13 protein-coding genes are annotated in these 13,025 nt (G+C 55.5%); 4 read left to right on the forward strand and 9 right to left on the reverse strand.

Annotation, left to right across the window (positions count from 1 at the left end; all coding sequences use genetic code 11):
• Nucleotides 1-17: 17 nt before the first annotated feature.
• From ACP7IZ_RS05790 to ACP7IZ_RS05805, 4 genes are all read left to right on the forward strand, one after another.
• A complete protein-coding gene (locus tag ACP7IZ_RS05790) occupies nt 18-761 on the forward strand; it encodes a (Fe-S)-binding protein (RefSeq protein ID WP_003624975.1) in 744 nt (247 codons plus the stop codon).
• Nucleotides 758-2,161, forward strand: coding sequence for a lactate utilization protein B (locus ACP7IZ_RS05795; RefSeq protein WP_426848219.1), 1,404 nt, complete (start codon nt 758-760; stop codon nt 2,159-2,161). The genes ACP7IZ_RS05790 and ACP7IZ_RS05795 overlap by 4 nt, the downstream gene beginning before the upstream one ends.
• Complete coding sequence (locus tag ACP7IZ_RS05800; RefSeq protein ID WP_426848220.1) at nt 2,158-2,748, forward strand: LutC/YkgG family protein; 591 nt, start codon at nt 2,158-2,160, stop codon at nt 2,746-2,748. The genes ACP7IZ_RS05795 and ACP7IZ_RS05800 overlap by 4 nt, the downstream gene beginning before the upstream one ends.
• Nucleotides 2,749-2,942: 194 nt before the next feature.
• Nucleotides 2,943-3,947, forward strand: coding sequence for a multidrug resistance efflux transporter family protein (locus ACP7IZ_RS05805; RefSeq protein WP_426848221.1), 1,005 nt, complete (start codon nt 2,943-2,945; stop codon nt 3,945-3,947).
• Between the two features lie 66 nt (nt 3,948-4,013).
• On the opposite strand, the gene murA is transcribed toward ACP7IZ_RS05805, so the two are convergent.
• From murA to ACP7IZ_RS05850, 9 genes are all read right to left on the reverse strand, one after another.
• Nucleotides 4,014-5,276 (reverse strand): UDP-N-acetylglucosamine 1-carboxyvinyltransferase, encoded by a 1,263-nt coding sequence (gene murA / locus ACP7IZ_RS05810; RefSeq protein WP_426848223.1) that lies wholly within the window; start codon nt 5,274-5,276, stop codon nt 4,014-4,016.
• Between the two features lie 8 nt (nt 5,277-5,284).
• A complete protein-coding gene (dcd, locus tag ACP7IZ_RS05815; protein WP_012812446.1) occupies nt 5,285-5,839 on the reverse strand; it encodes a dCTP deaminase in 555 nt (184 codons plus the stop codon).
• Nucleotides 5,830-6,060, reverse strand: coding sequence for a hypothetical protein (locus tag ACP7IZ_RS05820; protein WP_006116944.1), 231 nt, complete (start codon nt 6,058-6,060; stop codon nt 5,830-5,832). The genes dcd and ACP7IZ_RS05820 overlap by 10 nt, the downstream gene beginning before the upstream one ends.
• 106 nt (nt 6,061-6,166) lie before the next feature.
• Entirely contained in the window at nt 6,167-7,972 is a 1,806-nt protein-coding gene (locus ACP7IZ_RS05825) for a carbohydrate porin (protein ID WP_426848224.1), read from the reverse strand.
• Nucleotides 7,973-8,260: 288 nt separating this feature from the next.
• On the reverse strand, nt 8,261-9,148 hold the full coding sequence (gene hpnK, locus ACP7IZ_RS05830) for a hopanoid biosynthesis-associated protein HpnK (RefSeq protein WP_426848225.1): 888 nt from the start codon (nt 9,146-9,148) through the stop codon (nt 8,261-8,263).
• A 99-nt stretch (nt 9,149-9,247) separates the two neighbouring features.
• The gene (gene hpnJ / locus ACP7IZ_RS05835; protein ID WP_426848226.1) at nt 9,248-10,678 is read right to left on the reverse strand and encodes a hopanoid biosynthesis associated radical SAM protein HpnJ; all 1,431 of its coding nucleotides are present in this window, start codon (nt 10,676-10,678) and stop codon (nt 9,248-9,250) included.
• 133 nt (nt 10,679-10,811) lie between these two features.
• Nucleotides 10,812-11,981, reverse strand: a complete 1,170-nt coding sequence (hpnI, locus tag ACP7IZ_RS05840) for a bacteriohopanetetrol glucosamine biosynthesis glycosyltransferase HpnI (protein WP_006116948.1) — start codon at nt 11,979-11,981, stop codon at nt 10,812-10,814.
• An 80-nt stretch (nt 11,982-12,061) separates the two neighbouring features.
• Complete coding sequence (locus ACP7IZ_RS05845) at nt 12,062-12,715, reverse strand: ABC transporter substrate-binding protein (RefSeq protein ID WP_063353530.1); 654 nt, start codon at nt 12,713-12,715, stop codon at nt 12,062-12,064.
• 3 nt (nt 12,716-12,718) lie between these two features.
• Nucleotides 12,719-13,025, reverse strand: a 307-nt coding sequence (locus tag ACP7IZ_RS05850; protein WP_426848227.1) for a transketolase C-terminal domain-containing protein, incomplete at its 5' end; no start/stop codon positions are given.

Raw genomic sequence — 13,025 nt, forward strand, 5'->3', positions numbered from 1 at the left:
AAAAACCGGGGGTGCGTATGAAAATCGGGTTGTTTATTCCCTGTTACATAGATGCGTTTTATCCAAACGCAGGGGTTGCCACGCTGGAACTGCTGGAAAAGCTGGGCCAGGATGTAGAATACCCCATGGAACAAACCTGCTGTGGCCAGCCAATGGCCAATTCAGGTTGTAACCGGGATGCTGCCTCTGCTGAGGCGCTGTTTGTCAAACTCTTTGCCAAATACGATGCCATTGTTATGCCGTCTGGCAGTTGTACCCACCATGTGCGGGACAACTTTGATGCCATTCCGCAAACGGATGAAGTCCGGCATGTGCGTGAAAACACCTTTGAATTGGTGGAATTTCTGCACGATGTGCTGAAGGTAGACAATTTTCCGTGGGCGGAATTCCCGCACAAGGTGGGCCTGCATAATAGCTGCGGCACCCTGCGCGCCCTACGCACGGCCAGCATGTCTGAACTGGGTGAGCCTTTCTTTTCCAAACCGATGGATCTGCTTTCCAAAGTTAAAGGCATTTCCTTTGCCCATCCCAAACGGCCAGATGAATGCTGCGGTTTTGGTGGCACCTTCTCGGTTACGGAAGAAGCCGTTTCCGCCAAAATGGGGGTGGATAAGGTAACAGATCATCACAAAGCCGGGGCGGAATACATTGTTTCTGCCGATACGTCCTGCATGATGCACCAGCAAGGGTGTGCGGAACGGGCTGGGGTTCCCATCCGCTTCATTCATATTGCTGAAATTCTGAATGGAGCACGGGAATGAAGGTTAAACCAGTCAATCACGCTCTAGCGGCTGAAAAGTTCATTGAAGACGTTGCGCATGAAAGTTTTCATGATGAACGCCTGTGGGACCTGCGCCAGAAGCGTGATGAGCAGATGCACATTCTGCCAGAATGGCAGGAACTGCGCACCCGTGCCTCCCAGATAAAAGAACACACGCTGGCCAATCTGCCCGAATATCTGGAGCAGTTTGAAGCCAACGCCAAAAAGAACGGTATTCACGTTCATTGGGCAGCCGATGGCGCGGAACACAACCGCATTGTTGGCGAAATTCTGGAAAAACACGGCGCCAAATCACTTATCAAAAGTAAGTCGATGGTGACCGAAGAATGCCAGATGCGCGAATATCTGGAACCACGCGGCGTTACAGTTACCGAGACAGACCTTGGTGAACGTATCCAGCAGTTGGATAACCAGATGCCCAGCCACATTGTGGTGCCAGCCGTGCATAAGCTGATACCAGACGTGGCCAAGATTTTTGCCGAGCACTATCATACAGACCCGAACGACAACAGCGCGCAGTCTTTGGCATGGCAGCAGCGTTTGGCCGCGCGTCCGGTTATTCTGTCTGCTGATGCGGGGATGACAGGCGGCAACTTTGTTGTGGCGGAAACGGGGTCCTTTGTTGTTTGCACCAATGAAGGCAATGCAGATCTAAGCGCTACCGTGCCAGGGCTGCATATTGCCACTATCGGGATCGAACGCCTTGTGCCGCGTATGGCGGATATGGGTGTGTTTATCCGTCTGCTTTCGCGCAGTGCGTTGGGCTCTCCTATCACGCAGTACACCACGCATTTCCGTGGCCCGCAAAAGGGAAGCGAAATGCATGTGGTGCTGGTGGATAATGGCCGTTCACACCGCCTTGGCATGCAGGATTTCTGGACATCGCTTAAGTGTATTCGCTGTGGTGCCTGCATGAACACCTGCCCGGTGTATCGTCGCTCCGGTGGGCTGTCTTACGGTGCCGTGTATTCCGGCCCGATTGGCGCAATTATTGATCCTACCTTTAACGAGCGCAAATACAGCACGCTGCCGTTTGCTTCCACCATGAACGGAAGCTGCACCAATGTTTGCCCGGTTAAGATCAATATTCACGAGCAGCTTTATAAATGGCGGCGCGTGCTGGCCGAACATCATGAACTGCCGTTTGTAAAACGTGAGATCATGCACATGGCGGGCAAGCTTATGGGCCAGCCCAAGCTATACCGTGCCGCCATTAACGGTACGGAGGTGGCCCTTAGCACCATGCCGCGCTTTGTGCTGTATAACTGGCTGAACCCGTGGGGCAAGCACCGTGAATTGCCGCACCCCGTAAAAACCACCTTCAACAGCTGGTACAAGAAAAACCGCCTGAACAAGCAGAAGGAAGGGGAAAAAGCATGAGCTCGCGTGATGCCATTCTAGCCCGTTTGCGGGATAACCGCCCAGACCCCAACGCCCATCCGCTGCCCCCCGTTGCCAAGCTGGGTGATATGGATGCAGGCAAGGCGCGTTTTGAAAACAGCCTGCAAATTATTGGCGGCCAGGTTCTGGAACGGCAGGAAAACGATACGCTGGCAACAGCTATTGCCCGCACCTTTCCGGATTCCAAGGTTATCTGCTCGGCTGTGCCGGATTTTGAAGGCACAATCCGGATTGAAGATCTGGATTCCCCACAGCAGGCGGCCTCGGTGGATGTGCTGGTCGTGCGCTCACCTTTCGGTATTGCCGAAATGGGCTCCATCTATTTGAGCGAAGCGCAGTTGAACAGCTTAAATTCTGCCGCGCATCTGACACAGCATATTGTGGTTATTCTTTCCCCCAAAAATCTAACCGCAAACATGCACACCGCTTATATAGATCGCCCCGAATTCCACACCGCCAATTACGGCGTGCTGATGAGCGGGCCTTCCGCTACGGCTGATATTCAGGGTGTTCTGGTGCGTGGCGCGCAGGGCGTGCGCACGCTTTCCGTGTGGTGGGAAGACTAACCCCGCCTACCTGAAAAACAGCGTTTTTTAAAAAAGCCGGAGCGGGTATCAGCCTGCTCCGGCTTTTTTGTATGTGCAGCCCAAGCATTGCGCTCTTGTATTATTCGTTAACACATCGCACAGAATATAAGGGCAGGTTCTGGCCTGCCTATGGTTGAAAAATGCTGTGTGGTTATAAAACGGGTGGCGCAGATATGGCGGATAAAAACACAGCGGTAGCGCCTGTTTTAGATGGTGCAGATATGCGGCATGGTGGCGCGGGGGCTCCCCGGCTTATTGGGTTGGGGTTAATTGCCTCGGCCCTGTTTTCTGTCACCTTTGTGCTTAATCGGTCTATCAGCCTGCATGGTGGGCATTGGGTGTGGAGTGCCGCACTCCGTTATATTGAAACCGCTTTTCTGCTGTTGGCATGGGGCTTTGTGGCCAAAGGCCCGCGCTGGGTGGCGGCAATTTGGCACCTGTTCTGGCAAAAGCTGCGCTTCTGGCTGGTGGCGGGCGGTATTGGGTATGGTGTCTTTTACGCTTGCTGTTGCTTTGCGGCCAATCATGCCCCCGGCTGGATAGTTGCTGCCACGTGGCAAAGCACCATTTTGGCCACGCCTATTGTGTTATGGGCCTTTGGCGGCAAGGTGCCTTTACGCGGTGTGGCGTTTTTGGTGCTTATTTTTGCCGGTATCGTTATTCTCAATGCAGGGCGGTTGGAAGCTGGCGTGCCGCTGGCACAAATTGCCTCTGGCGTGGTGCCGTTGCTGGTGGCGGCATTCTGTTACCCCATAGGTAACCAGTTGCTTAATCGGTTCCGCCATCAGGCTGGCCCACATGCTGCATTGTTGCGAGACCCTCTGGCTGCTGTTTTGTTAATGACACTCGGCGCTTTGCCGTTTTTTGCGGCCCTGTTGCTGCTGGTGCGCCCCCCATTGCCAGATATGGGGCAGATAACATCCACGGGCCTTATTGCATTGTTTGCAGGCTGTTTGGCCACGCCCTTGTTCACCTATGCACGCAATCTATCTTCAGATCCGTATTTGATTGCCGCCGTAGATGCCACACAGGCGGGAGAAGTGGGTTTTACATTGGTGGGGGAGGCCCTGCTGTTGGGCAGCGTTTTACTTGGAATGGCAGACTATGCGGGCCTTATTGCTGTTATAGGCGGCCTGATAGGCTTTGCCGTAAGTGAGGAAACAGCGCCCGAAGCTTAAATAGAAAAACGGGTGAGGCATTGCGGCCACCACCCGTTTTTCAAACTTGGCCCGTTGGGTTTTGGCTTAGTCCCGCACGCGTTCAATCTGTGCGCCGCAAGCTGCCAGTTTGCGTTCCACAGCCTCATACCCCCGGTCTAGGTGATACACGCGGCTGAGGATGGTTTCACCATGCGCGGCAAGCCCTGCCAGAATGAGAGAGAAAGAAGCCCGCAAATCTGTTGCCATAACAGGTGCGCCAGAAAGGCTGTGCACACCGCGGATAATGGCGGAAGACCCATGCACGTTAATGCGTGCGCCCATGCGGTTTAGCTCTGGCACATGCATGAAACGGTTTTCAAAAATGGTTTCCGTAATCATGGAGGCCCCTTCGGCCACAGAAAGCAGCGCCATAAACTGGGCCTGCATATCTGTGGGGAAACCGGGGTAGGGCTCTGTCATAATATCAATGCCACGCAGCGCGCCGGTGCGGCGCACGCGCATAACGTTGCCTTCCTGCGTTACTTCCACGCCGGTTTCTTCCAGCGCACGCACCACAGCGCCCAGATGGTCTACATGCCCATCAATCAGGCGTAGGTCACCCCCGGTAATGGCGGCGGCGCAGGCATAGGTACCGCATTCAATACGGTCTGGCATGATGCGGTGCTTTGCACCGTGCAGGGCTTCTACGCCATCAATGGTAATGGTGCCGGTGCCTGCGCCAGAAATACGAGCACCCATGGCGTTCAGGCAGTTGGCCAGATCCACCATTTCCGGCTCACGCGCGGCATTCACAATTTCCGTGCGCCCTTTGGCAAGGGTGGCGGCCATCATGATGTTTTCCGTAGCCCCGACAGAGGCAAACGGCAGAATAACGCGCTCACCCTTCAACCCCTTGGGGGCGCGGGCATGAATATAGCCGTTTTCCAGCGTAATTTCTGCCCCCAGAGTTTCCAGCCCCCTTAGGTGCATATCCACAGGGCGTGTGCCAATGGCGCACCCACCGGGGAGGGAAACACGGGCTTCATGGCAGCGGGCCAGCAGTGGGCCAAGCACCAGAATGGACGCACGCATTTTGGAAACAATATCGTACGGCGCTTCGGTATTGGTAATGTCACCACCAACGGAAATGGTGGAGCCATCTCCATTTACGTCTTCCACTTCCAACCCATGCTGGCGCAACAGGGCGCGCATGGTGCCAATATCGGCAATGCGCGGTACGTTGGAAAGTACCAGCCGTTCAGATGTGAGCAGCCCAGCTACCAGCAGCTTCAGGCCTGCGTTTTTGGCACCGCCAATGGTAATTTCGCCGTGCAGGGGGCGTCCGCCCCGGATGATGAAACGATCCATGGTCTCTCTTACATCCGCGGGGTGGCAACGCCACGCTGGCCCATATACTTACCGGCCCGATCTGCGTAGCTTACTTCGCACGGGCTTTCACCCTTAAAGAACAGAAACTGGCAAATGCCTTCATTGGCATAAATGCGTGCAGGCAACGGCGTGGTGTTGCTGATCTCAATCGTCACCTGTCCTTCCCATTCTGGTTCTAAGGGGGTGACGTTGACGATAATGCCGCAGCGCGCATAGGTGGATTTGCCCAAGCATACCACCAGTACATCACGCGGGATACGGAAGTATTCAATAGTATGGGCCAGCACAAAGCTGTTGGGCGGAATAATGCACACATCGGCCCGGCGGGAAACAAAGCCATCCGGGCTGAAGTTTTTGGGGTCTACAATGGCGTTGTTTACATCCGTAAAAATACGGAAATCATCAGCCACGCGGGCATCATACCCGTAGGAGGAAAGACCGTAGGAAATAACGCCTTCGCGCTTCTGGTTTTCCACAAACGGTTCAATCATGCCGTGGTCCTGTGCCATCTGGCGGATCCATGTATCTGGCATCACGGGCATGTCTTATCTTCTCCGGTAGGGTGGCGGTTTTGTGCGCCGGGTTCAGAACTGGTGGGGGTGGCAGAATCTGTTGTGTCCTGCCGGGTGCGTGCCTGTTCCTTGCGGCGGCGCAAATTTGCACGCAGCGCCGCAGCCTGCCGGGCCATGCGCTCGGCGCGGGCAGCTTCCGCTTTAGAGGAAAGGCGGGGGCCGGAAGATGTTTTTTCGGGCGTATCAGTCATGCCGGTATGCAGCAGGCCAGTCGCGTAGGTTGAACGTTCGACAGGCTGACTAGCAGAGGCAGCCCGCCCTGACTAGGGCAGACTGCATATGGATGGACAAAACCTGCTAGAGGTTGGCAATAACCTTAAGGCCCATCATGCCCGCATTGCGGATTTTATGTGTTTCGCCGGGGTGAATCATATACTGGAACTCTGGCTGCACCAGCAGGCCGGGCAGGGCATCAATACCGTAATAAGCCTCAATCACATCGGACGAATGCTGCACGCCATACACACCGCTTGGCAGGCCGTATCCGCCATCCAGCGCCAGTTGCTCACTCTGCCGCCGCCGGTTGCTGACCTTGTACCATGAAAACATCATGCCCAGACGGTCTGTCATGCGGGAGGGAATAACCCCTACAAGGGAAATACCGCCATAAAGCTGGTCGGACACATTTACGGCGCGCGGGGTTACATGGATGTAGCCGCCCATCAGGTAGCCACCGGCCATCATGTTACGTCCACCAAGGCGATACACCATCTGGTCTGCTTCCAGCCAGAACATGTCAGACGGGGCGGAGCGTGCGCCGGGCACCTGTGCGGCAACAGCGCTTGGCAGGGCCGAACCAATTTTATCGGCATAACGCGTGGTGTCATGCGCGTAGCCCAGCACATAATGCCCCGGCAGACGGTTACGCGTTAAAAAAGGCTGCCACGTAAATTCGATGGGCAAGGAAATACCGGTGGCGTGTTCTGCCCCCCATGCCCAGCCAGAGGGGTTTTCGTTGAGCGCGCCAACAGAATACGCGCCAATCTGGATAGCCGTATCCCACGTGGGGCGGAAGCGGATACGCGCCCCCCATGTGGCTTTTGGATACACGCTCATGCCCGGATTCTGTTTGATGGCCACAGGCGCAGAACAGGTGACCATGAACGAGCAGAGCAGAGGCGATGTGGCAAACACATGGGTAAGTGACATACGCCCGAAAATGACATCCAGCGTGTTGTTGCGGAATTTCTTTTCAGCGTACAAATCCACCAAGTGGGCCACCACGTTGCCGGAAAGAGAATACACTTCCTGCAAACCAACGTAGGATTCGCCCACGCGCGTGCTCTGAATAGCCTTACCGGCGCGTTCCATCACCAGTGTATGCACAGACCACCCGCCTAGGCTGGGGTTCATTTTACCCAGATCGAAAATGGCCTGAAGGGTGAGCTCATGCACATAGCTTGTGCCTTTTTCACCCGGGCGCCCCCCGGCAAACAGGCCATTGGCTTCCCCTTTATAAGTAAAGGAAAAGGTAAAGCCTTTTTCACGCAGCCGGTTCCGGAAAGGGGAAAGCTGCGGAATAAGCGCGCCAGACCCTGCCGTGGGCACGTAGTACGGATCGTTCAGATCCGTATCTCGCAGTGCATCCAGATTAGGGGGCAACATGCGGGATGGGCCTTCTGTGGGCAGGATGGAATCCAGCTCCACCTTATGAAAAGCCGAGGCATCCCCCGATGGCCCTACAGGCTGCACGCTCATGGTGGCCATACCGGGAAACGGCAGAACAGGCACACCGCTGGGCGGAATAGGCGTGTTGGGCGGCCGACGAATAGCGTTGAGATCCGGGCCGAGGGATTCTGCATCCAGCGGGCGTGCTGCCTTTGCCGGGGCGGCGTGTACCTTGTTGTTCCCCGGCGTAATAATAGCATCGGATACAGGTGCTACGGCTGTTTGGGCCGTAAGTGGAGATGTGGCGGTGCTTTGCGCCCGTGCCGCATTGTGTGCGCCAACGGGCAATACAACAGCCGCGCAGCCTGCAAGCAGCGCAGAAAGGGCGGTAGGAAATGCACGCCCGGGCATATCATGCTCCGCTTTATAGCGGCATGTTTTTAAAAAAGTCATTCCGCTTCCCGCAAAATCATGAGTGTCGGAAATGTTGACCACAATGCTGGTAAGGAAAAAGCTCCGTAGAGCCAGCCTGTCTGTTTAAGGCAGCATGGTGAGCCAGCGCAGATAGCCGGACAATTCACCTTTTAGCGCAAAGGCAGCGGATGAACGCAAAGCGCGAGGGCTTAAGATGCAAGACATGGGACAAACCATTATTGTTGTTTTTGGTTGTTGGCCCCTCATCACAAACAGAAGCAATCTGTGTGGTCAAGCTAGGATTTGTAATAATATTTCCTAAAACACGATAATAATGAAATAAAAGCCAATATCAGAATGTATTTCTTGTTATAACGGTAATTTTGCAACAGGTGGCATATTGTCCTGCGGCATCTCTAAATCCTGCCAGCCACATAGCTGCGCATGGGCATGTTCCAGCCCGGCCCGAAAGCCCGGAGAACACAAAGCTTTGAATTCGGCTTCCTGCTCATAAGTTGGCATCAGCCTTTGCAGCAAAGCGTTTTTATGCGTGGCGGGGTGGAAGTAGATTTCAGAAACACCTTCGGGCAGATGTGCGGCCAGTGCGGCCACGCGGTCTGTTGTCATGTGGCCGCTCCATGCCAGCCCAAAGCACCAGTCATTTGTTTTCATGCCAGCGGCATGGGCTTGATGGCGCAAAAGGCTTGTCCAACGGCGGAGGGCGGCATCACCCAGCGTATCTGTATAGGTGCCAGCGGCGTACAGGGGCTCGGGCGGTTCTAGCGGCACGCGCACGGCATTTAGCCCATAGCGTTTGCCAATAGTTACCAGCAGGTGCCCAACCGTGGGGTGCAGGTGCATGTGTTTGTGGGCGTTGGCGTGGTCTAGCCGCAGGCCGGTGCGGCGGAAGGCTTCAAACTGGGCGGTAATTTCGGCTTCCAGTTCCCGGCGTCCTTCCGGGCGGAAAAAGTAATCCACCCCCAAGCCAAATTGAGAGGATGAAAACCATCCATCTGGCTGGGTAATCAGCGGCAGGCTGGTATGGGGCAGCACAGCCGGGCCTTCTATCACCACAAGGTGCAGGCCAACATTTAGGGTAGGCAGGCGTTTGGCGCGTTCTATGGCATCATCCACAGCCTCACCCGCAACCATTAGGCTGGCTGTTGAAAGCAGGCCATTGCGATGGGCAAGTTCAATTGCCTCATTCACTTCAACCGACATGCCGAAATCATCGGCAGAGATAATGGCGCGTTTCATAACAGAACCCCTGATCTTGCTCCGGCTGTATCTAGCACCGGCAGGGGGCACATGTCATGGGCGGAGGCATTTTGCCCCCGCCCATGTGGCATGCGTGGGTTACGCAGCGTCCTTACGGTTCTTAAGGAACTGGAAGAATTCCACACCTTCACGCAGACGGCGCTTCATCATCTGCGGAGACCGTACCATTTCACCCAGAATGGAGGCAATCTTGGGCGCACGGAAATAGAACTTCTTGTAGAAGTCTTCCACGCTGCTGAAGATTTCCGTGTGGGACAGGTGCGGGTAATGCAGCGGTGCAATCTGCACGCCTTTATCATCCAGCAGCTCTGCGTTGTTTTCATCCAGCCAGCCGTTTTCCGTGGCCTGCTTGTGCAGGGCCGTGCCCGGATACGGCGCAGCAAGGGAAACCTGCAACGTGTGCGGGTTGATTTCCTGCGCGAAGCGGATGGTTTCCTGAATGGTTTCCTTGGTTTCACCCGGCAGGCCCAGAATGAAGGTGCCGTGGATTTTAATACCAAGTTCGTGGCAGTTTTTGGTGAACTCACGCGCCACTTCAACGCGCATACCCTTCTTGATGTTATGAAGGATCTGCTGGTTGCCGCTTTCATACCCAACCAGAAGCAGGCGCAGGCCGTTATCACGCAGCACTTTCAGCGTTTCGCGCGGCACATTGGCCTTTGCGTTACAAGACCATGTAACACCCAGCTTGCCCAGTTCACGCGCAATGGCTTCTGCACGCGGCAGGTCATCGGTGAAGGTGTCATCATCAAAGAAGAACTCTTTCACCTGCGGGAAGTACTGCTTGGCCAGACGAATTTCAGCCGCAACGTGCTGCGGGCTGCGTGTGCGGTAGCGGTGGCCACCCACTGTCTGCGGCCACAGGCAGAACGTGCAACGGGATTTACAGCCACGGCCCGTGTAGATGGAAATGTAGGGGTGCATGAGGTACCCAATAAAGTAGTCCTCAATACGCAGATCCCGCTTGTACACTTCGGTGACGAAGGGCAGGCTGTCCATGTCTTCAATCATGGCGCGGTCACGGTTGGCAATAATTTCGCCATCCTTGTTGCGCCATGTAATGCCATCTACATCCTTGAAATCACGGCCTTCGGCAATTTCCTTGATTGTGTAATCAAATTCATTGCGGGCCACAAAATCAATTGGCGTGCCTTTCAGCAGGCTTTCTTCTGGCTGAACAGCAACCTTTGCACCCACCATCCCGATTTTCAGGTTGGGGTTTACGTCTTTAAGCATCTGCGCCACTTCCACATCCTTTGCGAAGGATGGGGTGGAGGTGTGCAGGATAACCAGATCGCGGTTTTTTACATCTTCCAGAATCGGTTCCATGCCGATGCCTGCTGGCGGGGCATCAATCAGGCGGCTGCCTTCAACCATTGCTGCGGGCTGGGCCAGCCATGTCGGATACCAGAAGGACTTGATTTCGCGCCGCGCCTGATAGCGCGAGCCTGCGCCACCATCAAAACCGTCAAAAGTCGGGGGCTGCAGGAAAAGTGTTCTCATCGTCATCGGTTTTTATCCTGACAAGGGCGTGAAGCGGTTGGAGCCGGCAAAAAAGCGGTCTGCAAGGCTTCCATGGTCATTTAGCTGAGGGATTTACTCTGGGCTGTTAGCAGAAGGCAAGTGTTGCGTGCACCGGGGTTTACTGTCTGGCGGAAAGACCACCAGAGGAAGGAGGCCCAACCGGGTGAGGGGCCACATGCATGGTCTGCCCCCGCCAATGCACTTCTGTGCCGCTGGCGCTGCCCACCATAATGGCGGCGGAAAGCCAGTCCCGCACAGGCAAAAGCAGAAGTGGCCAAAGCGGGCGAGACCCTACAGTGCGGTCTATTACTAACGCGGTAAGGCAGCGAAAGCCCCATACCCCCCAGAAAAAAGGGAGTGTCCACGCTGCGTGGGGCTGGAACAGAACCACCAACGTAGCCCAGAACAGTGGAAGCTGGATTGAAGAAGCCGCATAGCCCGCCGGTGCAAGCGTGCAGACTGTGCGGCCCCATCTTAACTCGTGCTTTAACAATTCTGTAAAATTGGATTCGGCAATGGTGGTCCATGTTAGGCAGTCGGCAATGGTAATATCCATGCCTAACTGGCGTACAAGGCGGCCCAGCAGGGCATCATCCGCCACATGCGGCAACAGGGCTTCCAACCCACCCACCTGTTCCAGCGTTTCACGCCGCAGGGCCATGGTGGCGCCCAGACAATCCTGCCGCCCCAAATAGCGGGAAAGAATCACGCCGGGCAGAAAGTTGTGGTTGATCTGGCAAGCGGCCAGCATTTGCACCACGGTGCGCCGTGCAGGTAGCCCCGCATATAGGGTTGTTACCAACCCTGTGTTGGGTTTGCTCAGCCCGGCCACGATATGTTGAAGATAATCCGGGCTGACATGAATATCAGAATCGGAAATAACCAGAATATCGTGCTTGGCCTGCGGCAGGATATTCATCAGGTTGCTGATCTTGCGGTTTAGTCCGTGCAGCACGGGGTTAACCACCAGATCCATATCCAGTTCCGGGTGGCGTTCTTGCAGGCGGCGCACAATGGCTATGGCCGGATCATCTGCATCCCGCACACCAAACAGAATCTGAACTTGCGGGTAATCCTGTGTACAAAAGCTTTCTAACGCTTCTTCCAGCAGGGGTTCAGAGCCATAAAGAGGCTTTAAAACTGTAACCGGCGGGCTGTTTTTAAGAACAACCGGCTTGTGCTCCTTGCGGCGGAAACGGGCCAGAAGGCCCGCCCCCAAAGAAGATTGCACGCAGCCGGTAACAGCCAGCACCGCGCTGGCCGCAGCTAGAAACGGAAAGGCGGACATTACACCTCAACCGTTTTATGGCCCCGTCGGGGCGCTGTTTTCTTTCCGCTGCGGCGCACGATGTTGCTTCTCGCTTCTGCTTAATCTTTGGAGTAGTTCTGAACCTTGCGGTTCAGCACGTTAATCAGACCCTGCACACCGCCAGAGTTCAGCGTGGAGCTGAAGTCAGACCGCTGGGCAGCCGCCTGGCTGATGCGGGAATCGCTGAGCAGCACATCGGTAATTTTCCATGCACCACCTTCGTTGTGCATGATGTAGCTCACAGCCGTGCCGGGCATGCTGTCATCAGACCCGATATGGGTTTCCACAATTTTGCCGCCGCCAGCAGGGGCATCCGTAACAGACGGAGAAACGGTGAAGCGGGCACCAGAACCGGGCTTAAAGCTGGAGACATAGCGCGCAATGGTAAAGTTGCGGAATGCTGCCAGCAGGTTCTGCTTGTCGCTTGGGCTCAGGCTCTCATAGCGCAGGCCAACAGAGGCCTTGAGCACGGCTTCAAGGTCGTAAGCCTGGTCCACCGCGCCAGCAACTATCTGGCTGCGGTCAGCAAAGCTGCTGTGCGCGTTCTGAACCTGATCCAGCGCTTTGTACAGCGACTGGATGGGCGCGCTTACGGCACTTGCCGGAGCAGACTGGGCAAAAGCTGCCGGAGCGGAAATGCCAGCGCCAGCAACCGGAAGGAGGGCCATGGTCATACCAAACACAAGGCCTGCACGAATGGAAAAGCGTTTCATGGCTTAAGATTTTGTCCCGGTTGCGCGGTTTGGCAAGATCGCTTCAAGCATGTCACCGATGCCCAATGCGCTTAGAGCGGTTCCGACGATGTGCGGAGCGGAGAGCCCGGCCTCGGCATATTGGGCGGCCTGAGTGTTATGGTCAATAAAGCGGTCTGGCAGGGTGAGGGGGCGGAAGCGGACGTTGTCCAAAAGGCCGGTGCGGGCCAGATGGTGGCCAACAAGGGAGCCAAAGCCACCTTCCGAACCTTCCTCAATTGTGATCAGCACCGCATGGTTGCGGGCCAGATTTTCCACCAGTTCCGTATCA

This window comes from Acetobacter sp. AAB5, from assembly GCF_050106715.1.
Classification (GTDB): Bacteria; Pseudomonadota; Alphaproteobacteria; order Acetobacterales; family Acetobacteraceae; genus Acetobacter; species Acetobacter oryzifermentans.